23 protein-coding genes are annotated in these 25849 nt (G+C 44.5%); 8 read left to right on the top strand and 15 right to left on the bottom strand.

Features of this window, described 5'->3' with window-relative positions; all coding sequences use genetic code 11:
- Positions 1-87: 87 nt before the first annotated feature.
- The 3 genes from PQ469_RS29355 to PQ469_RS29345 form a co-directional block, all read right to left on the bottom strand.
- Complete coding sequence (locus tag PQ469_RS29355) at positions 88-348, bottom strand: Txe/YoeB family addiction module toxin (RefSeq protein WP_274210831.1); 261 nt, start codon at positions 346-348, stop codon at positions 88-90.
- Positions 339-542: a DUF2683 family protein gene (locus PQ469_RS29350; protein WP_274210830.1), complete on the bottom strand. Its 204-nt coding sequence runs from the start codon at positions 540-542 to the stop codon at positions 339-341. The genes PQ469_RS29355 and PQ469_RS29350 overlap by 10 nt, the downstream gene beginning before the upstream one ends.
- 96 nt (positions 543-638) lie before the next feature.
- The gene (locus tag PQ469_RS29345) at positions 639-2441 is read right to left on the bottom strand and encodes a M61 family metallopeptidase (RefSeq protein WP_274210829.1); all 1803 of its coding nucleotides are present in this window, start codon (positions 2439-2441) and stop codon (positions 639-641) included.
- Between the two features lie 70 nt (positions 2442-2511).
- Between PQ469_RS29345 and PQ469_RS29340 the strand changes: the two genes are divergently transcribed.
- From PQ469_RS29340 to PQ469_RS29315, 6 genes are read left to right on the top strand one after another with little or no spacing between them, the layout of a single operon-like run.
- A complete protein-coding gene (locus tag PQ469_RS29340) occupies positions 2512-3018 on the top strand; it encodes a MarR family winged helix-turn-helix transcriptional regulator (protein ID WP_274210828.1) in 507 nt (168 codons plus the stop codon).
- Positions 3019-3031: 13 nt separating this feature from the next.
- The gene (locus tag PQ469_RS29335; RefSeq protein ID WP_274210827.1) at positions 3032-4111 is read left to right on the top strand and encodes an efflux RND transporter periplasmic adaptor subunit; all 1080 of its coding nucleotides are present in this window, start codon (positions 3032-3034) and stop codon (positions 4109-4111) included.
- A gap of 4 nt (positions 4112-4115) precedes the next feature.
- Positions 4116-7244 carry an efflux RND transporter permease subunit gene (locus tag PQ469_RS29330; RefSeq protein WP_274210826.1) on the top strand — a complete coding sequence of 1043 codons (3129 nt, stop codon included), beginning with the start codon at positions 4116-4118 and terminating at the stop codon, positions 7242-7244.
- Between the two features lie 5 nt (positions 7245-7249).
- The gene (locus tag PQ469_RS29325) at positions 7250-8569 is read left to right on the top strand and encodes a TolC family protein (protein ID WP_274210825.1); all 1320 of its coding nucleotides are present in this window, start codon (positions 7250-7252) and stop codon (positions 8567-8569) included.
- A gap of 44 nt (positions 8570-8613) precedes the next feature.
- Positions 8614-8994, top strand: a complete 381-nt coding sequence (locus tag PQ469_RS29320; protein ID WP_090637883.1) for a response regulator — start codon at positions 8614-8616, stop codon at positions 8992-8994.
- Positions 8991-9845: an N-acetylglucosamine kinase gene (locus PQ469_RS29315; RefSeq protein WP_274210824.1), complete on the top strand. Its 855-nt coding sequence runs from the start codon at positions 8991-8993 to the stop codon at positions 9843-9845. The genes PQ469_RS29320 and PQ469_RS29315 overlap by 4 nt, the downstream gene beginning before the upstream one ends.
- Before the next feature lie 679 nt (positions 9846-10524).
- On the opposite strand, the gene PQ469_RS29310 is transcribed toward PQ469_RS29315, so the two are convergent.
- The gene (locus PQ469_RS29310; protein WP_274210823.1) at positions 10525-11040 is read right to left on the bottom strand and encodes a DinB family protein; all 516 of its coding nucleotides are present in this window, start codon (positions 11038-11040) and stop codon (positions 10525-10527) included.
- A complete protein-coding gene (locus PQ469_RS29305; protein ID WP_274213851.1) occupies positions 11015-12223 on the bottom strand; it encodes a sensor histidine kinase in 1209 nt (402 codons plus the stop codon). Before PQ469_RS29305 ends, PQ469_RS29310 begins: the two co-directional genes overlap by 26 nt.
- A 182-nt stretch (positions 12224-12405) precedes the next feature.
- Here PQ469_RS29305 and gltX point away from each other — a divergent pair, with 182 nt between their 5' ends.
- The gene (gene gltX, locus PQ469_RS29300; protein WP_274210822.1) at positions 12406-13926 is read left to right on the top strand and encodes a glutamate--tRNA ligase; all 1521 of its coding nucleotides are present in this window, start codon (positions 12406-12408) and stop codon (positions 13924-13926) included.
- Positions 13927-14038: 112 nt separating this feature from the next.
- Here the strand turns inward: gltX and PQ469_RS29295 are convergent, their stop codons facing one another.
- From PQ469_RS29295 to PQ469_RS29285, 3 genes are all read right to left on the bottom strand, one after another.
- Entirely contained in the window at positions 14039-15730 is a 1692-nt protein-coding gene (locus PQ469_RS29295) for a DUF3863 domain-containing protein (RefSeq protein ID WP_274210821.1), read from the bottom strand.
- 149 nt (positions 15731-15879) lie between these two features.
- Positions 15880-16302, bottom strand: a complete 423-nt coding sequence (locus PQ469_RS29290) for a hypothetical protein (RefSeq protein ID WP_274210820.1) — start codon at positions 16300-16302, stop codon at positions 15880-15882.
- A gap of 30 nt (positions 16303-16332) precedes the next feature.
- On the bottom strand, positions 16333-16893 hold the full coding sequence (locus PQ469_RS29285) for a cytochrome c oxidase subunit 3 (protein ID WP_274210819.1): 561 nt from the start codon (positions 16891-16893) through the stop codon (positions 16333-16335).
- Between the two features lie 149 nt (positions 16894-17042).
- Between PQ469_RS29285 and PQ469_RS29280 the strand changes: the two genes are divergently transcribed.
- Positions 17043-20309 (top strand): S41 family peptidase, encoded by a 3267-nt coding sequence (locus PQ469_RS29280; RefSeq protein WP_274210818.1) that lies wholly within the window; start codon positions 17043-17045, stop codon positions 20307-20309.
- Between the two features lie 110 nt (positions 20310-20419).
- Here PQ469_RS29280 and PQ469_RS29275 read toward each other — a convergent pair whose 3' ends face one another.
- From PQ469_RS29275 to PQ469_RS29245, 7 genes are all read right to left on the bottom strand, one after another.
- Positions 20420-20833: a YeeE/YedE family protein gene (locus tag PQ469_RS29275; RefSeq protein ID WP_274210817.1), complete on the bottom strand. Its 414-nt coding sequence runs from the start codon at positions 20831-20833 to the stop codon at positions 20420-20422.
- A complete protein-coding gene (locus tag PQ469_RS29270; RefSeq protein WP_274210816.1) occupies positions 20830-21390 on the bottom strand; it encodes a YeeE/YedE family protein in 561 nt (186 codons plus the stop codon). The genes PQ469_RS29275 and PQ469_RS29270 overlap by 4 nt, the downstream gene beginning before the upstream one ends.
- A gap of 38 nt (positions 21391-21428) precedes the next feature.
- Entirely contained in the window at positions 21429-22847 is a 1419-nt protein-coding gene (locus PQ469_RS29265) for an MBL fold metallo-hydrolase (protein ID WP_274210815.1), read from the bottom strand.
- Positions 22848-22925: 78 nt separating this feature from the next.
- Positions 22926-23726, bottom strand: coding sequence for a sulfite exporter TauE/SafE family protein (locus PQ469_RS29260; protein ID WP_274210814.1), 801 nt, complete (start codon positions 23724-23726; stop codon positions 22926-22928).
- A gap of 711 nt (positions 23727-24437) precedes the next feature.
- Entirely contained in the window at positions 24438-24953 is a 516-nt protein-coding gene (locus PQ469_RS29255) for a glutathione peroxidase (RefSeq protein WP_274210813.1), read from the bottom strand.
- Between the two features lie 41 nt (positions 24954-24994).
- Positions 24995-25426, bottom strand: a complete 432-nt coding sequence (ybeY, locus tag PQ469_RS29250) for an rRNA maturation RNase YbeY (RefSeq protein WP_274210812.1) — start codon at positions 25424-25426, stop codon at positions 24995-24997.
- Positions 25426-25848, bottom strand: coding sequence for an ATP-binding protein (locus PQ469_RS29245; RefSeq protein WP_090637941.1), 423 nt, complete (start codon positions 25846-25848; stop codon positions 25426-25428). The genes ybeY and PQ469_RS29245 overlap by 1 nt, the downstream gene beginning before the upstream one ends.
- Position 25849 lies beyond the last annotated feature (1 nt).

The raw sequence follows: 25849 nt of genomic DNA, 5'->3' as shown, positions 1-25849 counted from the left end.
GCGGTAATAAGCATATTTTTAACTACAACTTCTATCTAAAAAATAAAAATGAACGAGTTTTAATCCTCTGGTAAGAAAAGAGCCCGGTTATTCATAATGGCCACGAAGAGAATATATATTTATAATTTCATCCACCACATCGTATATTATTCGATGTTCGGAGTTGATGCGTCTTGACCACCTGCCGGATAGTTTATATTTAAGGGGCTCTGGTTTTCCGATGCCCTCAAAAGGATGAACTTTCATGTCGGCCAATATCTGTTGAATCTTTTTCTGAACAGCTTTGTTGCCAGACTTTTTCCAATATTCAAAGTCCTTTATGGCTTTTTCATATAAATCTATTTCCATAGATTATCGGTGTCGATCCTAACGCCCTTTTTTCCGGCTTTCCTCGCAGCTACACCTTCCAGTACTTGTTCTACAAAAACTGGATTGTAAGTGTCTTTATCATGTTTCTCAAAATTAATTTTGAGGGCCTTTAAAAACGCCTTGATTGCTGCAGATTGCTCTTTGTTTTCGGGATGCACAACAATTGTTTCCATAAACAAATTTAGCTAAATTAATATGTAAATACCAGTCAGGTATAACACAAAAAAAGCCCCGATATCCCGGGGCTTTCAACAATCTAAATTGCGTAATTACAAACTCAGCCACTTCTTGCGCACGGCCAGCTGCTGTGCCGATGGGCTGTCAACAGGTACTATTTTATATTTTACCCTGTTGCTTTTCAACAGCGTTACCGGCAAGGTAACAGATTGCCCGTCGCGGTTAACGGTTACCTGTATTTTGTCGCCTGGTTTTTTGCCGGTTATCAGGTTTGAGCCATCGGATATCGGGTTGTCGTCAATTGCGGTTATTTCGTCGCCAACGTTAACCCCATCTATATATGCTGCAGTGCCACGGGTTACGCTGGTGACCATTACTTTTTTGGCTGCGGTGGTGCCGGTGGTAATACCCAGGGCTGCATCATTGTTATCGGCCAGTTCATCAACTATTTTGTATCCGGCGTAACCCAGGTATTTGTTGTAGTCAACAGGGTCAAGGCCGTTTATGTATTTTTTATAAAAATCATCCAATTTTTTACCTGCAAACATTTCAAATCCTTTTTTAAACTCAGCATCGGTATAGCCACGTTTTTTGGTTTTGTAATAGGTTACATACATGTACTTCATTACATCGTCAAGATTGTGTTTTTGGGCCGAGTTGTTAATGATCTCCAAATCCAGCATCATGCCAATTATTGCGCCCTTGGTGTAATAAGAAATGGTGGTATTGTTTGAGTTTTCGTTGGGGCGGTATGCTTTTATCCAGGCATCAAAACTCGATTCGGCTACGGTTTGCACGTTTTTGCCGGGCAGGTTTTCTAATACGTTAAACTCGTTGGCAATTTGTTCCAGGTAGTTTTCGGGGGGATAAAGATTGGTGCGACGAACGGCTACCTCCTGGTAATATTCGGTAAAGCCCTCGGCAATCCATAGGTTTGTGGTATAATTTTCATTGTCGTAATCAAATGGGCCTAATACTATCGGGCGCAAACGTTTCACATTCCAAAGGTGAAAGTGCTCATGCGCTACCAGCCCCAAAAAACCCTGGTATCCTTTTTCGTTACCGTAATTATCGCGGCCAATACCCAAAACAGTCGACGCAAGATGCTCTATGCCGCCTCCGCCACGCAAATGATTGTGTATAATAAAAGTGTAATGCTTATTAGGGTTTTCGCCAAATATGGCCGCTTCCTGCTGAATAATTGCATGCATGTCTTTTTTAATGCGCTCTTTATCATAGTTGCCGCCGCCGTACATACATACTTCATATTTAACGCCGTCAACGTCAAACCCAAAAATGTCCTGGTTGCCCACTTCAATAGGCGAATCGAACAAAATATCAAAATTTGGCGAGTGGCGTACAAAAGGGTTGCCGTTAACCATCTCCAAACTGGATGAAACTTTTGCCCAGTCACTATAGGGTGTTATGGTGATGCTTGCCGGCGAGTGCAACATATTGGCAGGATAAATAAATATCCCGGATGTTGATAAAAAAGCGTGTGTTACATCAATATAACTGGTGCGAACCGACACCTCGTTGGCGTAAACGCGGTACCTGATGGTAACGGCGGCTACACCTTTGGTAGTAATGCGCCAGGTGTTTTTATTGATTTTGGGCGAGGCTACTATTTTGCCGTTGATGCTGGCGCTAAAGGCCTCGATGTTTTTGGCAAACTCCCTCACCAGGTATGAGCCGGGTGTCCAAACGGGCATTTTCAGGTCAAGGGTGGTTTGCTTAAGCCCGGTGATATTCATCTCTATTTCGGCATAATGGGCCTGGGCTTCGGGGAACGAAACGGTGTACGATATATTTGTTTGGGGTTGCGCCTTACTGGCGTTTACATTCATAAAAAGTAAAATTAATGATACAGTCGCGGTCAGCTTAATTGGTTTCATGCGTGCAAGTTATAAAAATTATAGTTTTTTAAAATATCGGGCTGTTTTACACTTGTAAAATGGTTGATACATGCAACTAATTAACGCGGTGGCTCAGTATGTTTGCTGCCGCTTATTTAAAATGCAGCTGATAGAACCCATATCCCGAAAACTGATACGTTTAGGTAAGTTATATCTTAACGTGCTGGCAAAGCATACCGCACACCTGGATGTTACCCGGTATCATTTCATTCTATCGCTTATATATTACCATGACGGGCAGCTTACCCAGAACGCACTGGCGCAAATACTGGATAAGGACAAATCGGCGATGGTAAGCATTATTAATATGCTTACCGCGAAAGGCTTTGTGTACCGCGAAAGCAACCCGAATGACCGCCGCGAGCATTTGCTGCGGGTTACCGAAAAGGCAAAGCTGGCAGTGCCGCAGATTGTGGAAACTTTTGAGCAGATCAACGCGGATATTACCAGGGGTATATCGGCCCATGAAATGAAAATATTTGAAAGCGTATTGCAAAAAATGCAGGCGAACATAAAGCCAAGTACAACCGAACCCAATTTAAAAATCACAAAATGATTGTTGATTAAATATGAAAGCAAAATATATCATTTACACGGCGCTGGCCTTGCTGGTTGCTTACTTGGTTTACAACAAATTCTTTAGCAAAAGCGCTAAAGAAAGCGCGGCTGCCCAGGCTGGGGGCAAAAGCGGCAAAAAAAAGAACGGCCCGGTAAACGTTAACATCATGATTGTGAAGGATACCACCGTAAACAATATTATTGATGTAACCGGCAGCATTGATGCCAACGAAAAAGTGAGTTTGGTAAGCCAGACTGCAGGCAATATCACCAGCATTTATTTTAATGAAGGCAGCAAGGTGCAAAAAGGACAGCTACTTGTTAAAGTATACAACCAGGATTTAGAAGCATCATTGGCCCAAAACCAATACCAGGTAACACTGGCCAAACAGGTGGAATACCGTAATAAGGTATTGCTGCAAAAGGAAGCTATAAGCCAGGAAGAATACGATACTTCGTTAACTTCACTGAACTCATTAAAAGCGGCGGCCGACGTAATTAAAGCACAAATATCCCGTACCGAAATCAGGGCGCCGTTTTCGGGCACCATTGGTTTAAGGAATGTGAGCCCTGGCAGCTATTTGTCGCCGGCATCGCCTATTGCGCAGCTGGTAAATATCGATCCGGCAAAAATCACATTCTCAGTTCCTGAGCGATACCTAACCATACTCGGTGTAGGCAGCAAAATAAGGTTTAATACCGAAAGTTCGAGGGAAAACTTTACCGGAACAGTGTACGCCATCGAGCCATCTATTGATGTAAACTCGCGCACCATTACCGTACGGGCGAAAGCGCCAAACCCCAAAGGCTTATTAACCGCGGGCGGTTTTGCTAAAATTAATTTAACACTCGACCAGATTCCCAAAACCATCCTGTTACCAACGGAAGCCGTTATTCCTGATCTGAAAAGCAGTATTGTATATGTTGCCCATAACGGCATTGCTGTAGCAAGACCGGTAAAAACCGACATGCGGACAGACACTAAAATACAGGTTATTGATGGTTTAAAGCCTGGCGATAGCGTAGTGGTTTCGGGCTTGATACAGATGAGGGCTAAAGTTCCTTTAAAAATTATTAAAGTAATAAAGTAACGCCATGAGTTTATCCTCAGTTAGTATAAAACGGCCGGTATTGGCAACAGTAATGTCGGTAGTTATTGTTGTGTTTGGTATTATCGGCTATAAATTTTTAGGAGTGAGGGATTTTCCCTCGGTCGATCCGCCAATTATTTCGGTATCTACCAGTTACTCGGGCGCCAATGCCGATGTAATTGAATCGCAGATAACCGAACCGCTGGAAAAATCAATCAACGGGGTACCGGGTATCCGTAATATTTCATCAACCAGTTCGGTTGGATCAAGTAATATTACGGTGGAGTTTGACCTGGATGCCGATCTGGAAACTGCCGCTAACGATGTACGTGATAAAGTATCGCAGGCGCAGCGCCAGCTTCCGCAGGATATTAACGCCCCGCCGGTGGTTACCAAAGCTGATGCCAGCGCCGACCAGATCATCACCCTCACGGTAAGCAGCGACAAACGTAATATTAACCAGCTGGATGATTATGCCGAAAACGTATTACAGGAAGGCTTGCAAACCATCCCCGGCGTAAGTACCATCAATATCCAGGGCCAGCGCCAGTACGCCATGCGCTTATGGATAGATCCAAATAAATTATCAGCGCTCGGTTTAACTGCTACAGATATTGGAGCCGCATTAGCCAAGGAAAATGTTGAATTACCAGCCGGTAAAATTGAGGGCAATAATACCGAGGTGACTATCAGGGCGCTTGGCAAGCTATCAACCGAAAAAGATTTTAACAACCTGATCATTCGTGCCGATAGCAGCCGGGTTATCCACCTGAGTGATATCGGTTACGCTGTTTTAGGCTCGGCAAATGAAGAAACGATATTCAAGGAATCTGGGGTGCCTATGGTGGGCCTGGCTATAGTACCGCAGCCCGGAGCTAACTACGTGCAAATAGCCAAAGATTTTTATGCCCGGTTAAAACAGATCCAGAAAGATTTGCCGCCCGATATTAAGGTAAAAGTGGCCCTGGATAATACCCGGTTTATTAACCAGTCAATCACCGAGGTGCAGGAAACCTTAATTATTTCCTTTGTGTTAGTGGTTATTATTATTTACCTGTTCTTCCGCGATTGGCTTATTGCCTTCCGCCCGCTGATAGATATCCCGGTATCATTGATCGGTGCCTTTTTTATCATGTACGTGTTTGGCTTTTCAATCAATATTTTAACCCTGCTGGGTATTGTACTGGCCACGGGGCTGGTGGTTGATGATGGTATTGTGGTGACAGAAAACATCTACAAAAAAGTAGAGGCGGGCATGGCTATCCGCAAAGCCGCCTTTGAGGGTTCGGCCGAGATCTTCTTCGCGGTAGTATCAACTTCGGTTACTTTGGCGGCTGTGTTTTTACCCATTGTGTTTTTGCAAGGCTTTACAGGCAGGCTGTTCCGCGAGTTTGCGGTAGTAGTGGCCGGGGCGGTTTTAATATCGGCCTTTGTGTCGTTATCGTTAACACCCATGCTGAATGTAAAGCTGATTCGTAAAAACAATAAAAAATCGAGGTTTTATGAAAAAACCGAACCGTTTTTTGTTAACATGACCACTTCCTATACCGAAACGCTGGTTAAATTTATGAAAGTGCGTTGGGTTTCATTTGTTATACTGGCGGTATCGCTGCTTATAATTGGGGTATTGGTGAAAGTTATCCCATCAGAACTGGCCCCGCTTGACGACAGAAGCTTATTGCGTTACAGCGTAACCGGATCTGAAGGCGCGACATATGAGTACATGACCCGGTATATGGACAAGGTATCTAACATGGTAGCCGATTCTATCCCGGAAGCCAATATTAACCTCGAGATCGTTTCGCCTTCGTTCGGTGGCGGCGGCGCGTCAAACACCGGTTTCGGGCGTGTTGGTTTGGTGCCGCCAGATCAGCGTACCCGAACTCAGCAGCAACTGGCCGACTGGATGAACAAAAAATTAAGCAAAATGCCCGATGCCCGGGCCATTGTAGTGCAGGAGCAAACTATAAGCGGCGGTGGCAGCGGCGCACGTACATCGTTACCGGTGCAGTATGTTATACAAAACCAGGATTTTGAAAAGATAAGAAAAGTACTGCCCAAGTTTTTTGCCGAGGTATCCCGTAGCCCTGTTTTTCAGGGAACGGATGTGAACCTTAAATTTACCAAGCCCGAATTAAGGGTGGTTACAGATCGTGACAGGGCGCGCGATTTAGGGGTTTCTGTGGATGATATAGCGCAAACCCTGCAGTTGTATTATAGTGCCGGCCGTTTAGATTACTTCCTCATTAACGGCAAGCAATACCAGGTAATAGCCCAGGTTGACAGGGCCAACCGCGATCAACCGCTCGACCTGAAATCGGTATATGTGCGCAGCACCAAAGGCAACCTGGTACAATTAGATAATGTGGTGAAAATAACGGAGGGCGCTACGCCGCCGGCCATTTACCACTTTAACCGCTATAAATCGGCCACCATACAGGCAGGCCTGGCGCCGGGCAAAACGGTTGGCGATGGTATTGCCGAGATGGACCGGATTTCCAAAAGCCTGCTCGACGAGACATTCAGTACCGCCCTTAGCGGTCCATCGCGGGATTATGCCGAAGGATCATCAAATATCTTATTTGCTTTTGGCTTTGCCCTTTTGCTGATATACCTGGTTTTGGCGGCCCAGTTTGAAAGCTTTATGGATCCATTCATCGTGATGCTTACCGTGCCGCTGGCAATCTCCGGGGCGTTTTTATCATTATGGTTGTTCAATCAAACGCTGAACATTTTTAGCGAGATAGGGATCATTACCCTGGTTGGACTGGTAACCAAAAACGGGATCCTGATAGTAGAGTTTGCCAACCAGCGTATGGAACATGGCATCGCTAAATATGAAGCCGCTGTTGAAGCCGCCACAGCCCGCCTGCGCCCGATATTGATGACCAGCCTGGCCGTAGTATTAGGCTCGGTGCCAATTGCTTTCGCGTTGGGCGCCGGTGCAAAAAGCAGGGTGTCATTAGGGATTGTTATTATGGGGGGGATGTTGTTCTCGCTGGTATTAACACTTTATATTATCCCATTAATGTACGTGATCTTCGCATCAAAAACCCGCCGCGACCCTGAAGAAGAGCCGGAGGAAGAAACAGCGCCAGAAAAAAAAGAAATAAAATTGATTGAAAACCTTTAAGCGATATGATCATTAAAAAAACAGCTTTCCTGCTTTTTTGCTGCATCCTGCTGCGGATGTACACCAGCGCGCAGGAAGCCCCGATGCTTACGTTAAAAGAAGCGGTGGAAATAGCGTTAAAAAACAATTATAATATAAAGCTTTCACAAAATAACAAAACCATCGCGGCCAATAACGTCACATTGGGCAACGCAGGAGTTTTGCCAAAGGTTAACGGTAATTTTGCATCAACCAACAGCCGGTTAACTACCAAACAAACCCGTACAGATGGTACGGTTAATAATATTCACAATGCCCCCAACACAGGTATCAACTACGGTGTTGCCCTTAACTGGACAATTTTTGATGGTTTTAACATGTTTGCCACGTACGACCAGTTGAAGCAACTTGATCAGCTGGGTGCACTACGCTTGCAGGATACCATTCAGCGCACCGTGGCCAGCGTGATTACCATTTATTATGATCTCATCAGCCAAAACGAGCAGATTAAGGCTTTGAAGGGCGCGATAGATATTTCGCGCACCCAGCTGCGTTATGCCAACGATAAATTTCATGTAGGGCGGGCCTCACGGCTTGATGTTTTAAACGCCCAGGTAAACTTAAATACAGATACAGCCAACCTGGTTAACCAATACCAGGTTTTTAAAACAACCAAAATCCAGCTTAACCAAATCCTCATTCGCGATTTGCAAACTGATTTTTCTGTTGCCGATACCATTGTGGTTGATGACAAATTGTTGCTGGGTAATATTTTAAGCAGCGCGCAATCGCAAAATCCAACCATATTATCCGCCCAGTTAAACCGCCGCCTTGCCGAAATTAATCTTAAGCAGGTAAAATCAACCCGCTATCCGCAGATGGCCGTAACAACAGGATATACTTTTAGTGATAATAAAACGCCGGCTGGTTTTACTTTACAGCAAAACCAGCATGGGTTAAATTATGGCCTTACCGCAACCATTAATATTTTTGATGGCTTTAATCAAACCCGCAGGGAGCGGAACGCCAAAATCCAGATAGATAATGCCAACATTAACGCTAAACAGGTGCAGCTTAATATCGAAGCCCAGGTAAATAGTTTATATGCTTCATACTTATCGGGCCTTGATCTGATGGCTTTAGGCCAGGCAAACGTGGTTATCGCGAAGAAGAATCTCGACATATCCTTAGAAAAATATAAGCTGGGAAATATCACTCCGCTCGAAATCCGCGAGGCACAGCGCAACTATCTTGCCGCCCAATCAACTTTTTTTGCCGCCCAGTATCAATCAAAACAAGCAGAAATCACGCTAAAACAGATAACCAGCAGTATAAATATTCAGTAGCGGATTATTTTATTTTAAATATAAAAACACATATATTTGAAAACATGTCAAATCCCTACAAAACCTGTCTGTTGATTGACGATAACTACATCGACAACTTTGTTACGCGCAAGGTTTTGGAGGCAAGTAACTTTGCCGAAACGATAGTTGTGCGCCAATCGCCAACAGAAGCGATTGATTCCCTGAGATTTGGTATTGTTAAGCCCGATGTGATTTTTCTTGATATCCGGATGCCCACAATGAGCGGGTTTGAATTTTTAAAGGAGTTTGATTTGTTGGATATTGATAAAAAGGGCATTAAAATATTTATGCTTTCATCGTCACTTGACCCTGTTGACATGAAACAATCAGCCAATAACAAATATATTACCCAGTTTATCCATAAGCCATTAACTTTAAAGGCCCTTGAAGAACTTAGTGCATGATTTTAGTAGCCGATAGCGGATCGTCAAAAACAGACTGGTTACTACACATTCCTCAACAGCAACCGGTATCATTTAAAACAGCGGGGCTAAACCCGTACTTTTTGGGCGAAAAAGAGATAGCCAAAATAATTGCCGACCAGGCGCCTGCAATGCTGGCTTATGAGGATGCAATTGAAGAGATTTATTTTTTTGGTGCCGGCTGTTCCAGCCCAGACAGGCATGAGATTGTTTCAAATGCTATCAGTCAGTATTTTCCCAAAGCTTATGTATCCGTTGATAGCGATCTATTGGGCTGTGCTTATGCAACCTGCGGCCACGAGAAGGGAATTTGTTGCGTAATGGGTACCGGATCAAACATCTCGTTTTTTGACGGGGAAGAGATTTTTGAGGGCCAGCATGGCTTAGGCTACGTTTTGGGCGACGAAGGGTCGGGCACCTGGTTTGGTAAAACCCTGATTACTGATTTTTTATATGGCCGTATGCCTGCCGAAATCAACGGGAAGTTTGAAAACGCCTACCACCTTAATAAAGATATCGTTATAAAAAATGTATATCAAAAGCCCAACGGCAATACTTATCTGGCGTCGTTTTCAAAATTTGTAAGCGAGATAAAAGCAACACCTTACGGGCAGGAGATATTGGAGCGCGGCCTGTTGGAGTTTATCGAAACTAATATCAAATCGTACCCCGAATACCACAAATATAAATGCCATTTTGTGGGATCAATAGCGTACTTTTTTAAAGACGAGCTTGCCGCGCTCTGCCATTCGCATGGCGTAAAAACAGGCAAAATCATTAAACAGCCTATTACCGACTTGATGGCCTTTATTTTAAAAAGGAACGAAGGGTAGAAGTGCAAATATGAGGCAAATGTGCAGATTTAAGATTACAGATGTGCAGATGGCCGGGCCGTGAAAGATTGAATTATCTTTATTTATCGGTCTTTAAATGACAATCAAATAATTTACGCTTAAGGTTAGTTACCATTAATACTTTTTCACAGTTGAATAAAAATCGCGTTTTTTGGTAAAGAAGACTGCACAATAAAACCGCGCTTTATATTTTGAATAATCAACAAAGTGTGTGTACCGGTACGGGGTGGTACGCCCTGACACACCCTGGTACGGCCTGAAACACCCTGGTACGGGGTGGTACACCACCGATAGTTAATTTTTGTAATTCAAATTAAAAAATCCATTTCGCACAAAGAAGGTGAAAGGCAAAGCAGCTTCTTTTTTTGCTTCTTAGCCTCCGTATAAATTTGGTTTACTAATGTTTTATACTTCTAATGAAGGGACAACGGCGTAACTCGCATGTCGGCTACAACTCACCCCGGCTACGCTGCGCTGGCCGACCCGCTCTTCGGCTTACGCCGCAAAGAGGGTAAACTTCATCTTTTATTTTTTCGCCTCTCTATGCGGCGCAGTCGGATAGGAGGGGCAGACGGGCGCAGCGTAGCCGGGGTGAGTTGTAGCCGCCATGCGATATACCCCCTTCAGCATTTCGCCGGTTTTACCACTCTTGGCAAGGTTACGCAATGCCGTACCTATCCCTAAAAATATTCAGGTGATGCAACTCGTGCCCGGCCAGCATATATACAAAAGCCCGTACGGTAAATCGGCTGCTGCTGGCAATGCCATCGCGCAATAGCTGCTCATCACTAAAACCCTTAATCATGTAAAGGTTTGACAGGCGGGTAGCCCTAAACTCTTCGGCCAGGTTTTTAACGCTAATGTTGTTTACATCGTGATTTGCAACGTAAATATCCTGGTCAAAACCAGGCAACTCAATATGGTTGCGCGAAAAAACCAGGGCGCGGTATGCAAAAGTGCGCTCGGTATCAATCATGTGGCCAAGCGCTTGTTTAACTGTCCATTTGCCGGGAGCATAGGTGTACGCGCCCTGTTCTTCGGTGAGGCCGCTAAATAACTGATAGCTTGACACCATTAGCTGTTCAAGCTTTTCAATTACATTTTCATCGGGTACCAGCCCTATATAACCGGCCGCGAATGGCGAATATTCATCGCTCTTTGGTCTGCTTATCATTGCGTGTGTTTTTTAATACAATCCTAAAAGTTGTGCCTTTGCCCAGTTCCGAGTCTTTTACAAATATCTGCCCGTTATGGTAGTTATCTATCATCCTTTTGGTGAGCGAAAGGCCCAGGCCCCAGCCCCGTTTTCGGGTGGTGTAACCCGGTTGAAATACGGTGTCGAACTTGGAACGGGGAATACCTTTGCCTGTATCTGTTACATCAATAAACACCTGGTTTTTTACTTTATTACCGCTTATTTCCACTTTAATGGTGCCTTTGCCATCAATAGCGTTAACGGCATTTTTTAGCAGGTTTTCAATAACCCAGTCAAACAACGGGATATTAATGCCGGCCTTCAAATGCGGATTTCCGCTCATTTCAAAAGTGATATTTTTACTTACACGTACCCTAAAATAATCAACAAAATCTTTAACCACGGCGTAAACGCCATGCTCTTCAAGTACAGGCTTCGAGCCGATTTTTGAAAAACGGTCGGCAACAATTTCCAGTCGCTTCACATCGTTTTCCATTTCGGCAACCAGCACGTCATCCTCGGCGTTAAACTTCTCTTTCATCAACTCAATCCAGGCCATTAGTGAGGATATCGGGGTACCTAATTGATGAGCTGTCTCTTTGGCCAACCCCACCCAAACCTGGTCCTGTTCCGATTTACGCGACGAGCTGAACGCGGTATAAGCCATCAGCAAAAACACGGCAATAACAGATAGCTGTACATATGGAAAAATCTTGAGCTGCGTTAAGAGTGCCGAATCTTTATAATAAACAAAGTTTTCTTCGCCCAATATTTGCAGCCTGATAGGCTCGTGCTGCTTTTTCATATATTCCAGCTCATCCTTAAAATATTGCAGGTCGTATTTTTTACCGGGCGAAGGTAGATCGATGTAGGCTTTGGTGGTATCCAATCCCCGGGACTGCACGATGTCTCCTTTGGCATCGGTTATAATAGCCGGTACATTCAGGCTGTCGCGAACGGCAATGGTATATTTTAAAAAGTCGTTATCGTCTGAATTAAGTAATTGCCGCATGCTCATGGCCCAAACCTCCGCACGGGTGCGCTCAGATTTTGCTATGTTTTTAACCAGGTAACTGGTGTAAAATAACGAACCACTGGCAATAACAGTCGCGAACGCGAGCAGTAAATACTTCCACCTTTTTTTTTGCTGATACGGGTTTATACTGGCCACGGTTCAAATAACGGGATTTTTTTAGATTTCAGATGTGCAAATTTCAGATATGCAGATGAAAGAACGGTTTTTAGGCATTTTTCATATTACTATATACCAGGCAGTATCAAAAAAATCTGCACATCTGAAATCTGGAATTTGCACATCTAAAATAACCTTATCTTTGCCCAACTATGACCGATAAAAAAGTAAGAGTACGTTTTGCGCCGAGCCCTACAGGTGGTTTGCACCTGGGTGGCGTACGCACCGTGTTGTTTAATTATTTGTTTGCCAAAAAACACCGCGGCGATTTTGTTTTGAGAATTGAAGATACAGACCAAACGCGTTATGTGGAAGGTGCCGAAGAATATATTTTAGATTGCCTTAAATGGTGTGGCCTGCAGCCCGACGAGAGCCCCGTTGTTGGCGGCCAATATGCCCCTTACCGCCAAAGCGAGCGCAAAGCCATTTACCGCGAATATGCCGAACGCCTTGTAATGCAGGGCCACGCATACTATGCATTTGATACCGCAGAAGAGCTGGACAAAAACCGTAAGGAAATCCCCAACTTTCAATACGGGCAGGCGTACCGGGATACATTACGAAACTCGGTATCGTTGCCCCAGCATGAGGTAGATGCACTGTTAGATGCGCATACCCCGCACGTGATCCGCATAAAAATGCCGGCCGATGAAACGGTAAGCTTTACCGATATGATTCGCGGACATGTAAGCTTCGAAACCAACCTGGTTGATGATAAAGTATTACTAAAAGCCGATGGCATGCCAACCTACCACCTTGCGGTGGTGGTTGATGATTACCTGATGAAAATTTCGCACGCTTTCCGCGGCGAAGAGTGGCTGCCATCTGCACCGGTGCATTTGCTGCTTTGGGAGTATTTAGGCTGGAAAGCCGACATGCCGCAATGGGCGCATTTACCGCTGATATTAAAACCGGATGGCCACGGCAAGTTAAGTAAGCGCGATGGTGCCCGCCTTGGTTTCCCGGTTTACGCTATGAGTTGGTTTGATGCCAAAACGGGCGAATTAACACCGGGCTTTAGGGAACTTGGTTTTTTGCCCGAAGCGTTTTTAAACCTGCTGGCTACCCTTGGCTGGAACGATGGTACCGGGCAGGAGTTATTTACCCTGGATGAACTGGTAGAAAAGTTTTCTATAGAACGTGTGAGCAAAGCCGGCGCTAAGTTTGATTTTGAAAAGGCCAAATGGTTCAATGCCGAGTGGATAAAAAGGCTGAAAGCTGAAAGCTTAAAGCCGAAAGTCAAAGCAGTGCTGGCCGATAAAGGCATTGTTGTTACAGATGATGCTAAGCTGGAAACGGTTATAAATTTAATAAAAGACCGTTGTGTGGTATTGCCTGATTTTTACCAGCAGGCGGGTTACTTTTTTGAGCAGCCGAAAGAATATGACCTTAACGCTGTAAAGCCTAAATGGACAGATGCTAAAACGGAATTTTTTAACGCGCTGATTACTTTATTGACAGCCGAAGCCGGTATTGAAGCCCATGATTTTGAAACCAAATTTAAAGCCCTTGCTGAAGAAAAGGCGCTGAAGGTTGGGGATGTAATGTTGCCATTTCGCATTATGCTGGTAGGCGGTAAATTTGGTCCGCATGTATTTGATATCGCGGCCTTGTTGGGAAAGGAAGAAACGATTGGCAGGATTGAGAAAGCGTTGGCGGCGTTTACCCTGTAAGTGCCATCGTCACCAATAAACGCAGGTTACTAACCGAAATTAGTTGTCGAGATCCAGACTTACGAAGTTTTTAAAACTTCGTAAGTCTTTTCCGGGCCATTAAGCTTCATCTCTATGGCCGTGTAAGATTCCCCAAATCCAGCACAATTGCATCCCCTTCTGGTGTTAAGCGCCAGGCAGAACCGTTGGCCGGTTTCGAAAGCTTTCCTTGCAAAGCCTTTAATTTATAATTTGTTTTTTCAAACCTGCAGTTCAGTTGTTTCGGGTTGATGTTAATATAGGGTGTTGCAGCACCGGGAGCTACATCCATATCCAAACACCAATTATAGCTGGCCTTGTTATCCATGTATATTTTAATTTGCTTCTCGGTCAAATCAATTTCCAGCATGCCGCCTTCATTCAGCCGCCATGATATGTGCATGCCGCTTTTTCCGGTATTTGTAAACACCGGCGAATATCCTTTTACCAGGACTTCCTTTCCATCCACCATTTTTTTCAGCCTTAAGCCGGCAATATGATCGGGCTTGCTCCAAATGTAGCCATCCACAACAGGCAGGGTAAAAAAGGTGCATTCGTTTGATGTCGCAGCTTTGGTTTCGTATACCGATGGAAATTTTTCGTCAAACAGATGAATGTCGCGAATGCGCAGACTGCCATCTTCCCACAGCATATTGATACGATAAAAGCGGCTGTTGTACCAAACGGTTTTCAAATCGCTGCCCGGGATGTCGTTGCTTACTGTAAATGAGGTTGCCGGGGTAACCGGGTATTTCTTTTTAAACCAGCGGCCCGATTGCTCCAGGGTTTCAACCCTCACTTTATGCTCATCGCGTAGTTTGGCAATCAGTGGCATCTGTATTTCTAAGCCTTTGGCCATGGCATCCCAGGTAAAAGAGTTTTCCTGTCCGGCCTGGGTATAATTAAAGCCGAGCGAAGGATCATCGGTAAATGATTTGAAAAACCAGTTTACCCAGGTTGAATCGCCGCCGCCAAATTTGTAAACGGGCTCCAATGTAACAACGCCTTGCCGGGTTGTACCAAGGCCGTTATCGTACTGCCGTACCGGATCGCTGCCCAGCATCCGGAAGATGGGAACAGGGATCTGGTTCTGCGCGTGCTGGGCGGGCATATAAGAGTTTATTTTGCTTGGATAATAGGCCTGGTTCCAGTAGCCGCCCCACAAGGTATACCCGTCGGTGCCATACTGATCTTTACAGTTTGCCGAAGCCACGATATGGTATTTTTGATACATATAGTTAATGCTGTAGGCATCAATAAACCACGAAGCCACCGATTGGGGGTAATAGCCAAAAATCTTTTTAAAATCGTGGAAGTATACATCTATCAGTTTTTCACGCTCCTTAGGTGTATACCCGGTAGAAAAGCCAATGTTGGCCCGCCAATCCCAGGGATAACGGCCGCGCCATTTAAGGCCTGCGTTTTCCACCATAGGCTGCGGTATCTCCCACCAGGCGCCAATCTCAAAAGCTCCTTTTGGCAGGGTTGCCAACAGTTTTTGATATCGCTTATCCATTAGCGCATCATATTGTAAAAGGAATGTGCCACCCAGGTGATATTTTTTCATGATCTCTATCTGTTTTACCACTGTTTGGTACAATACGTCTTCGGTAATTGCCGGATCCCGTGGCTCCAGCAGGCGAATGAAGTTAACGATGTTAACAATCTTAGGCGTACTATCGGTGGGTATTGGTTTTTTATTTTGGGCGATTGCGGTTATCGCCATTGAAATAAATAAAGCGCAAAAAATGAATTTGCAGGCAGCATTAGCTTTTGTAAAAATCATAGGGTAGGTAATGTATGGTCAAATTGGAAATCAACTCACTAACGTAGTAAATTGATTGGCGTTTGGCATCCTTATCTGTCTGATGGTGGAAAACAGTTATATATGAGAGAGTAACGTTCAGCTGCCGGCTAAGGAAATATGTAACCGGTTTATATAAAATCAAAATAGCCCCTTTTGAATATAACTACTGATTGAGGAATAGCATTTTCTTCGTCAGGATCGTCAATTGTATTAACACCGATACCATATTTAAGAGAAGTAAATTCATCGTAGTTAATTGTTAACTCAGGATCGAAACGTTGAAAGAGGGAGACCAGATCACGGTAGTGCGTTTCTAAAAGATTAACATTATTAAAAATGGGATTGGGCTTGAAATACTCAAATGCGTTTATATTTCCTTTTTCATCATAGTAAACAAATAATTCGCTTTGCTTAAAGTAATCGTAATAATCCTTGTAGTTATCTTTCCCCTTAACGCCCGACGTGAATTTTTCATTTAGTTTTTTCCTTACATCTTCTCTGGTATCAGAAAAATGCAAGCTGCCAACCGATTTAAAAGGAATAATTATCATAACTCAGCGAATTATTTGCAATCGAGTTTATCATTTCAACACCAAAAACAAATAAAGATACACCCACAAAATATCTATAAAATGCCAAAAGGTGGTGCTCATTTCCATGCGGTACAAAATCCTGTAACGGGGTTTGTTTTTTAACGAGCCGGATAGGGTGTAGCCCAGCAGCGCAATGCCGGTTATGATGTGTAAAAGATGAACGGCCACAAAAACATAAATAAACGATTGATAGCTTTTATGCATATCAAAATAAACTTTTTGATGAAGCAAAATACCCCAGGCAACAGCCTGCAGTAACATAAACAGTAGCCCCAACACCATCGTAATTTTTAGGTACAGGTGGAATTTTGCATTTTGCAATTGCTTTAAACTTTTGCCGGCTACATGTAAAGTGCCACTGCTACCAAGTATAACAACGCTACTAATGATAAAAACAAACGGCAATTGAGTATGTATGACATCGCCTGCCGAGGTTGATATCAGGAACACGCTGGTTAGTCCGGCAACCAACATAAACGAAGATGCTATGGCTAGCCAAACCATAAACTTGCGGGCATTCAGGTTTTGTATATCCTTGCGTTCATCCATGCCGAAAATTAGCGAATTGTTGTGTTAAAAGTGCAATTGCCGGCGTATTTTCCGCAACTGGCATTAAACAGGCCGGGTACTTTTACGCGTAAAATCAATCAAATTGCTTTTGAGGTGTCCATTATTTATATTTGGTAAAAAAGCTACTTATGCGTACCAAACTTATCGCTCTAACTGTGTTAACACTCAGTTTTTCATTTGCTTACAGCCAGCAAAAAGGATATTACAGAACGCCCTGCATCAGCAAAAACACCGTAGTATTTACTGCCGAAGGAGACCTTTGGAAGTACGACCTTACCAGTAATGAATCAACCCGGTTAACCACCAATGCCGGGGTTGAACAAAACCCGGCTATATCGCCGGATGGAAAGCAGCTGGCATTTACAGGGCAGTATGAAGGTGTTGCCGAAATTTACCTGATGGATATTAATGGCGGCGTGCCTAAACGACTCACTTACGACTATGACGGCCGCAATGAATTTATTTCTGGCTGGACAAAAGAGGGCGATATTTTATACCGAACCACAGCTATAAGCGCGCTGCCCAATCCGCAGATGGTAAAGCTGAACCCGGCTACAGGCAAGAAACAGATTATACCGCTATGGCAGGCCTCGTTGGGGTGCTATGACGACAATGGCGTGCTTTATTTTACCCGTTTCCCTAACCAGGGCAGTAAAACAAAACGATATAAGGGCGGCCTGATAGAGCAGGTGTGGAAGTTTGATGGCAGGCAGGAGGCCACAAACCTCACAGGCGATTTTGACGGAACCAGTACCAGCCCCATGTACTACAATGGCCGCATCTACTTTTTATCAGATAGAGACGGCACCATGAACTTATGGTCGATGGATACCGGCGGCAAAAATTTAAAACAGCAAACTTTTTCAAAGGGCTGGGATTTGCAAACGCCGGGTATTTACGAATCGAAAGTGGTTTACCAGAAGGGGGCCGATATTTGGCTGTACGATATTAATACCAACCAGGAAAAGCTACTGGACATTAACCTCACCTCCGATTTTGATCAGCGCAAACCCCGCTGGATAAAAGGACCGGTAAACAGTATCAGCTTTTCAGATATCTCGCCAAATGGTAACTATGTGGCTATCGTAAGTCGTGGCCGTGTGTTTGTATCGCCGGCTAAAAGCGATCGCTGGGTGGAGATCAACCCCAAAAGCGGCATCCGGGCAAAGGATGTCCATTTTATAAATGACAAAAGCATCGCTGTACTATCCGACCAGAACGGCGAATTTGAAGTGTGGAAGATGAGCGCCGACGGCATTGACAAGCCGGTGCAGATGACCCAGAAAAGCACCACCACCATCTCTGTTTTCAGGGTATCGCCTAATGGTAAGTTTGTGGCCTACAGCGATAAAAACGAAGTGCTGCGGATAGCCGATGCTACAACAGGCGAAATAAAGTTTACTTACGATAAGACTTACGGAGGCATAGCTGAGCTTTCATGGTCGCCGAATAGCTTGTTGCTGAACGTTACTGAAAGCATTGAGAATACCAACATGCAGATAAGCATGGTTGATACGCGCACCATGAAGATGAAAGCGGTTACCACAACCCGGCTTAACAATTATAGCCCGGCCTGGTCGGCAGATAATAACTGGTTGTATTTTGTGAGCGAGCGCAATTTATATTCAAAAACCCGCAGTCCCTGGGGACCGCGCCAACCTGAGCCGTATTACACACAAACCGCCGGCATTTACGCAATGCCGTTAGATACCGGCGCCAAATTTCCCTTCCTGCAAACAGATTCATGGCTTACCGATTCGGTTTTTACGGCGATGGACAAAAGGAAGATGGAGAAAAAAGCCGATAAAAAAAGCAAAGGTGTGGTAGCGCCATCTAAGGTTTATGACTGGGCCACGGCCATGCAAAGCGTTTACCAGGTGCCGGTAAAAAGCGGCAATATAGCATCGGTAGCTATTGCCAACGGATTTTTGTACTGGCTGGATAGCGGCCCCGACGGTGAGAACGATGGCGGCAAAATATTCGCGCTGAAAATTGAAGAAAGTAAAAAGTACGAGCCTACCGAGGTGGCATCGTTTGTACGGGATTTCAGCGTATCGGCCAATGGCAAAAAAATACTGATCCAGTTTACCAATAAATCGTTGGCTGTAGGCGACGCCAACGGCCAGAAAATGGAACTGGAAAAAACCAAAGTTGATTTGGCTAACTGGAGTTTTTCCATCAATCCGCAGGAGGATTGGAAAGAGATGTTTGACGATGCGTGGCGCATGATGCGCGATTACTTTTACGACCGTGATATGCACAAAGTAAAATGGGCCGACGTGAAAAAGCAGTACGAGCCCTTGCTGGCGCGCGTAACCGACCGTTATGAGCTTGACGACCTGCTTGGCCAAATGGTGGGCGAGCTATCGGCCTTGCACACTTTCGTGTATGGCGGCGATAAACGTACAGCCGTAGATAAGATACCCACGGGCTTTTTGGGTGCTACATTTAGCAAAGTTGCAGCGGGTGTTAAAATAGAACATATTTATAAAGCCGACCCTGACTATGCTTTTTCTTCGCCGCTGGATAAGCCTGAATTGAAAATTAAAGAGGGCGACATCATTACCGCGGTTAATAACATACCGCTTACCGGTGTAAATGATATTGGCGAGGTTCTGGCCGATAAGGTGGGCATCCCTGTTAAACTAAACCTTTTAAGCAGGAGCAAAAAGCCGTACGAGCAGGTAGTGAAGCCATTTTCTGCAAACGATGCCTACAAATTGCGTTATGACGAGTGGGAGTATAATACCCGCCAAAAGGTAGATAGTGCAAGCAATAATGATATTGGCTATATCCACCTAAAAGCCATGGGGGGTGATGACATGGACGCCTTTGTAAAACAATTTTATCCGATTTTTAACCGCAAGGGACTGATACTGGATGTGCGCCAAAATTTTGGCGGTAATATAGATAGTTGGCTACTTGAAAAACTGTTACGTAAAGCGTGGATGTACTGGCAGGGCCGCGCGGGCGGGCCAACCTGGAACATGCAGTATGCGTTCAGGGGCCATATGGTATTGCTTTGCGATCAGCAAACCGCATCAGACGGCGAGGCTATCAGCGAAGGTTTCCGCAGGTTGGGCCTGGGCAAAGTAATAGGGATGCGCACCTGGGGCGGCGAGATTTGGTTATCAAGCGATAACAGGATGGTTGATGGCGGTATAGCATCTGCTGCCGAGATGGGCGTGTTTGGTCCCGAAGGTAAATGGCTGATAGAAGGGCACGGCGTTGATCCGGATATAGTTGTGGATAACCTGCCTAATGAATCATTCAAAGGAAAAGATGCGCAGTTAGAGGCCGCGCTGGCTTACCTGAAAAAACAAATAGCCGATAAGCCTGTAGAAGCGCCAAAGGTACCACAACACCCGGATAAATCATTTATATATAAACAATAACGGGTTAGTTTTAGGGTTTAACTTAACCGTTAAAAAAGCCTTCGTTTATTAATGGCATTAAAAGCCAATAAGCGAAGGCTTTTTTGCGGCAGTGCCCTTATAAACGAGGTTTAGTGCGGCAACCTATCCCTTACCAAACCATAAAGGTAAGTGCCGCCCAGCGCCGCGATAACCACGATGATAAAGGATACATACCCGTAGCCGATATTTACAAACATAGGGCCGGGGCATGCGCCGGTAAGCGCCCAGCCAAGGCCGAATACCAGGCCGCCGATGATATACTTTGCCCGGCTTTTTTCTTTATCGGCAAATATGATAGGGTTGCCCTGCGAATCTTTGATGTGGAACTTTTTAATGAGGTAAACAGACAATGCGCCTAAAACTACAGCGGTGCCAATAATGCCATACATATGAAACGACTGGAAGCGGAACATCTCCTGGATGCGGTACCAGGAAACAGCCTCAGACTTGGTCATGATGATGCCGAAAATGACACCGGCGATAATAAATCTTAATCCTTTCATATCGATAATATCAGCGGTAATAAAAAGTGTGTCATGATAAGTCCGCCGGCAAAAAAGCCAATGACCGCTATTAATGAAGGCCATTGCAGGTTCGACAGGCCACTAATGGCATGCCCCGATGTACATCCGCCCGCATACCTGGAACCAAAGCCCACCAGTAACCCACCGGATAACAGGATGACAATGTTTTTGAAAGACAAGCTATGAACCCCAAAAAGCTGTGTGGGATTTAGCTGACCGTCAAAATTTATACCGATAGTTTTAAGATCGGTAACGGTAGAGGCGGCCAGTTTTAATGGCGCGTCGTTTTTTAACAGGGTCGCGGATATCAATCCGCCTAAAACCGAGCCCAGCAAAAACAGCAGGTTCCATTTTTGTGCCCGCCAGTCGAAATCAAAAAGCGATACTTTTTTACCCGCGCCGGCCATGGAGCAGATGGTACGCAGGTTGGATGAAAAACCAAATGATTTTCCGAAATAAAGCAATAGAACCATGATAGCTGCAATTGCAGCCCCAGAAGTATACCAGGGCCAGGGTTGTTTGAGCAAATTAAGCATCGTTATATATTAGTCCTTATTATTAATTTACAAATTAATCAGGGCATTGTGCTTGGACACACATACGCGCTTATATTAAACCTGCCTGAATCTTTTATGGCTTTAAAGCCGCCCTGAACATCAACAAGGTTAGCAAAGCCCCGCGCCCTCAGCATCGAATTAAATATCATTGAACGATATCCTCCGGCGCAATGCACATAGTAAGTCTCATTTTTATCCAACCGGGCCATATTGCTGTTGATGTCATCCAGCGGCAGGTTTTCGGCGTCTAATATATGTTCGGCATAGTACTCTGGTGCTTTACGCACATCAAGAATTTTTACCAGGCTATGGTTGCTTACTTTATCTGCAAGTTCATCAGCAGTTAAAGATACAATGCTGTCTGTTTCGTTACCGGCAGCCTGCCACGCCGCAATGCCGCCCTTTAAGTAACCAATGGCATGGTCATAACCTACACGGGCCAGGCGGGTAACTACCTCTTCTTCGCGCCCGTCTTCGGTAATCAACAAAATTTGCTGGTTAATATCCGGCACCAACGCGCCAACCCATGGGGCAAAGCTCCCGTCTATGCCAATATTGATGGAGTTAGGCACAAAGGCCTTTGCAAAAACCTGGGGATCGCGCGTGTCAAGCAAAATGGCGCCGGTGCTGTTGGCCGCGGCTTCAAACGCGTCGGGGGTTAATGGCTGGGTTCCCTGGCTCAGTACTTTTTCAAAGCTTTCGTAACCCTCCCTGTTCATTTTAACATTTAATGGAAAATATACCGGCGGGGCGGTTAATCCACGGGTAACCTCAGTTATAAATTCTTCACGCGTCATGTTGGGGCGCAAGGCGTAGTTGTATTTTTTTTGATTGCCTAAGGTGTCGGTGGTTTCCTTGCTCATGTTTTTGCCGCAGGCAGATCCGGCACCGTGGGCGGGGTAAACGATAACATCATCGGGCAATGTCAGGATGCGGGTGCGCAACGAATCGAACAAAATACCTGCCAGGCCTTCCTGTGTCAGCCCCGATGCTTTTTGTGCCAGGTCGGGACGGCCAACATCGCCGATGAATAAAGTATCGCCAGAGAACAACGCGGTTTCTTTGCCAAATTCATCGATTAAAAGGTAACAGGCGGATTCCATGGTATGGCCGGGTGTGTGCAGCACTTTTATGGTGAGTTTGCCAACTTTAAAGGTTTCGTTATCTTTAGCTATATGCGCTTCAAAGCCGGTTACTGCATTTGGCCCATAAACAATCTGCGCACCGGTTTCCCGCGCCAGGTCGATGTGGCCCGATACGAAATCGGCATGGAAATGAGTTTCAAAAACATACTTGATGGTGGCGCCGGCCGCTTTGGCTTTAGCTATGTATGGCTCCACCTCCCTTAAGGGATCAACAATGGCAACCTCATTTTCTGATTGGATGTAATATGCACCCTGGGCCAGGCATCCGGTATATATTTGTTCTATATGCATGATATATTCTTTATACTTTAACAAAGTTGCGGTTTCGTACGCAAACAGATGGTAACCAAAGTCACCGCCGCATTAAATTTACTTAAAAAACAGTTCTTTGGCCAGTATATAAATACCCATTACCAATACAAACCAGCCAAAGGCTTTTTTTAATTTGTTGGCATCAACCCGGCGGCTAATTAAGCCCCCTGCAAATATACCGGCGATGGCTATCGCGGTTATTTTTATCAGAAATGCCCAATCTATAGTAAAATGACCCAGGTCGCCGGTAAAGCCAATCAGCGAATTCATGGCGATAACGAGCAGCGAGGTACCAACAGCCTCTTTCATGGGCAAGCCAACCAGTAAAACAAGGGTTGGGATAAGCAAAAAGCCGCCGCCTGCCCCTAAGAAGCCGGTGGCCAACCCTATGGCTATACCATAAAGTAAAAGTTTGGTAATGTTGCTTTTTTTTTCGCCCGTGTTTTGTGGCACTTCCGTCTTACTGCCGCTTTTAATCATTGCTGTTGCCGCGGCCACCATCAACAGCGCGAAAAGCACCATGGTAAGGATATTTTCGGTGAGTTGAAATGAACCTATCTGTAAAATGTTATGGGGTATTAAGGGCAACAGGAACTTACGGGCGATAAAAACCGTGCTGATAGATGTTAAACCAAAAAGCAACGCTGTTTTCACATTCACCAGTCCCTTGCGGTAGTTGGTAAAAGCGCCAACCAAACTGGTTGAGCCAACAATAAACAGGGAGTAAGAGGTGGCTAAAAGCGGGCTGGCGCCAAAAAGGTAAACCAGCACCGGAACCGTCATGATTGAGCCGCCCCCACCAATCAGGCCAAGCGAAATTCCGATTAAAGCAGATGCGAGGTAAGCGAAAACGTGCATGTTTAAAACTAATTATTAACACAAAAGTAAATGATTTGCCCACCTGCTGCGGTGACTTATGTCACCACGGATTTTTATTTTTTCCAATGCAATCCCGATATGCTTCCGGGATAGGACGCAAAGAGGTAATGATATTTTCAAACCAGGAGGTAAATCGAAAGGGGTTATTTTATTGCGGTTAAAAGGTGCCGGATACTATGGGTTGCCAACATGCGATAGCCCGAACCCGGTTTTATAGTAAATTAACCAGGCCGGGAAAAATAAAAAGCGCCGCACTCCGAGCAGGCGCTGATTAATTAACTATTAACTGAAAGTATCTTCTTAACAAGTATGAAGAAACAAGTAAAGAACGACAAGAGTACGATGATTTGCCAAAGCAAACCTCCCTTTGGGATTATAGTAGTAGTTTATTCATGCATTATTAAAATAACCGTTTTAATTTCATGGATGAAAATAGGCTAAAACATCTCCGTCAGCATATAAATATCGGTAGACGGCCTTTTTATATCGATGAATAGCGTTCCCCAGGTAGCCGATAGCGCCGATAAGCAACATTAGCTATAACAAGTAATAAACAGGGCGAAAATATGTTAGAGGCAGAAGCCCTTTAATTTCGCAAAAAATTTAACGCGGGCCCCGGCAGCGGATAAAAACAAAAAAGCCCCGGTAAAAACCGGAGCCCCTGGAGTATCTGTATTATCTAAAATCTAATTAAAGATATTTAGTAATATCTTCAGACATTGGTGTAGTTGCCGACCTGAAACGGTGGATGAGTTTGCCATTTTCGTCGATCAAAAACTTTTCGAAGTTCCATTTAATGTCGCCTGTAAAATCAGGATTTGGCGCTGTTGTAAGATATTGGAACAATGGGTCGATATCTAAACCTAAAACGCTAACTTTTCCGCTCATCGGGAACGTTACGTTAAAATTGTCATGACAAAAGGTCTTAATGTCCTGATTAGTGCCCGGTTCCTGGCCGCCAAAGTTGTTGGCAGGAAAGCCAACTACAACCAGTTTGCCTTTGTATTTTTCGGCCAACGCTTCTAAATCTTTGTATTGTTTGGTAAAGCCGCATTTTGAGGCTGTGTTTACAATTAATACCTTTTTGCCTTTGTATTTGGCAAGCGAAAAGTTATCCCCGTCGATAGTTTTCAGTTTAAAATCGTAAACCGACGATGGAGCGGCCGTCATTAAAACGAAGCCCAATATTAAAGAAAGTAATTTCATGGTTTTGAATAATTGATGGTTAAACAAATATGCAGGTAAAATTAGCCAATAAAACTACGCTTAGCTAAATACTCATCCTCTTTTTGTGTCATTTTTTTCTTTGTAACAACACTTTTATCTGTATAGCCCAACAGGTGCAATGCGCCATGAATAATTACGCGATGAAGTTCTTCTGTTTCTGAATGGCCAAACTTAACGGCGTTTTCACGGATCCGCTCTATCGATATAAAAATATCCCCCACAATATCGCCTTTAACCTCGCTGTTATCAAAAGTGATGATATCGGTGTAGGTATCATGATCAAGATATTGCTGGTTAAGCGTAAGCAGGTAAGCATCAGAGCAAAAAATGTAGTTTAGCTCTTTCAATTTAAAACCCTCGGCAACAATGGTTTCTTTAATCCACTGGCGCACAAGGGCTTTATTTTTTAGCTTATAGTTAATGTCTTCTTCAAAAAAACTGATGGCGGGCATTATATTTTAAAATGTAGTTCAATTTCGTTACCCGCTGCGTTAAAAATGCATTGGTCGGCCAGGTGTTTAATAATAAAAACGCCACGGCCGGTAAGGCTCTCCAGGTTTTCCGGCGCTGTTGGGTCGGCCAGGTGATTATAATCAAAGCCTTCACCTTCGTCGGTAACCGTCCATATAACGCGCTTTGGGGCAACATCGGCATTAATAATTACCTTTTTGGTTGCATCAAGTTTGTTGCCATGTATAATAGCATTTATAGCGGCTTCGTTTAAGCAAGTCATCATGTTGGCAAAAGTATCATCTGCAACATGGTATTTATCAGCAATCTCTTCTATCAGCGCTTCAAGCTGCGTTATGCTCTCCGGGTTCGACGGTAGCTGTAACGTGAATAATTCGCCGGTTTGAACATTTGCCTGTTCCATA

The organism is Mucilaginibacter sp. KACC 22773, assembly GCF_028736215.1.
Classification (GTDB): domain Bacteria; phylum Bacteroidota; class Bacteroidia; order Sphingobacteriales; family Sphingobacteriaceae; genus Mucilaginibacter.
Note: the sequence above shows the minus strand (reverse complement) of the source record. Positions and strands in the feature narration are given on the sequence as shown.

Bases quoted from the DNA above. Each gene is read 5' to 3' on its own strand.
- PQ469_RS29355 (WP_274210831.1), bottom strand. From the start codon at position 348: ATGGAAATAGATTTATATGAAAAAGCCATAAAGGACTTTGAATATTGG.
- PQ469_RS29350 (WP_274210830.1), bottom strand. From the start codon at position 542: ATGGAAACAATTGTTGTGCATCCCGAAAACAAAGAGCAATCTGCAGCA.
- PQ469_RS29345 (WP_274210829.1), bottom strand. From the start codon at position 2,441: ATGAAACCAATTAAGCTGACCGCGACTGTATCATTAATTTTACTTTTT.
- PQ469_RS29340 (WP_274210828.1), top strand. From the start codon at position 2,512: ATGCAACTAATTAACGCGGTGGCTCAGTATGTTTGCTGCCGCTTATTT.
- PQ469_RS29335 (WP_274210827.1), top strand. From the start codon at position 3,032: ATGAAAGCAAAATATATCATTTACACGGCGCTGGCCTTGCTGGTTGCT.
- PQ469_RS29330 (WP_274210826.1), top strand. From the start codon at position 4,116: ATGAGTTTATCCTCAGTTAGTATAAAACGGCCGGTATTGGCAACAGTA.
- PQ469_RS29325 (WP_274210825.1), top strand. From the start codon at position 7,250: ATGATCATTAAAAAAACAGCTTTCCTGCTTTTTTGCTGCATCCTGCTG.
- PQ469_RS29320 (WP_090637883.1), top strand. From the start codon at position 8,614: ATGTCAAATCCCTACAAAACCTGTCTGTTGATTGACGATAACTACATC.
- PQ469_RS29315 (WP_274210824.1), top strand. From the start codon at position 8,991: ATGATTTTAGTAGCCGATAGCGGATCGTCAAAAACAGACTGGTTACTA.
- PQ469_RS29310 (WP_274210823.1), bottom strand. From the start codon at position 11,040: ATGATAAGCAGACCAAAGAGCGATGAATATTCGCCATTCGCGGCCGGT.
- gltX (WP_274210822.1), top strand. From the start codon at position 12,406: ATGACCGATAAAAAAGTAAGAGTACGTTTTGCGCCGAGCCCTACAGGT.
- PQ469_RS29295 (WP_274210821.1), bottom strand. From the start codon at position 15,730: ATGATTTTTACAAAAGCTAATGCTGCCTGCAAATTCATTTTTTGCGCT.
- PQ469_RS29290 (WP_274210820.1), bottom strand. From the start codon at position 16,302: ATGATAATTATTCCTTTTAAATCGGTTGGCAGCTTGCATTTTTCTGAT.
- PQ469_RS29285 (WP_274210819.1), bottom strand. From the start codon at position 16,893: ATGGATGAACGCAAGGATATACAAAACCTGAATGCCCGCAAGTTTATG.
- PQ469_RS29280 (WP_274210818.1), top strand. From the start codon at position 17,043: ATGCGTACCAAACTTATCGCTCTAACTGTGTTAACACTCAGTTTTTCA.
- PQ469_RS29275 (WP_274210817.1), bottom strand. From the start codon at position 20,833: ATGAAAGGATTAAGATTTATTATCGCCGGTGTCATTTTCGGCATCATC.
- PQ469_RS29270 (WP_274210816.1), bottom strand. From the start codon at position 21,390: ATGCTTAATTTGCTCAAACAACCCTGGCCCTGGTATACTTCTGGGGCT.
- PQ469_RS29265 (WP_274210815.1), bottom strand. From the start codon at position 22,847: ATGCATATAGAACAAATATATACCGGATGCCTGGCCCAGGGTGCATAT.
- PQ469_RS29260 (WP_274210814.1), bottom strand. From the start codon at position 23,726: ATGCACGTTTTCGCTTACCTCGCATCTGCTTTAATCGGAATTTCGCTT.
- PQ469_RS29255 (WP_274210813.1), bottom strand. From the start codon at position 24,953: ATGAAATTACTTTCTTTAATATTGGGCTTCGTTTTAATGACGGCCGCT.
- ybeY (WP_274210812.1), bottom strand. From the start codon at position 25,426: ATGCCCGCCATCAGTTTTTTTGAAGAAGACATTAACTATAAGCTAAAA.
- PQ469_RS29245 (WP_090637941.1), bottom strand. From the start codon at position 25,848: ATGGAACAGGCAAATGTTCAAACCGGCGAATTATTCACGTTACAGCTA.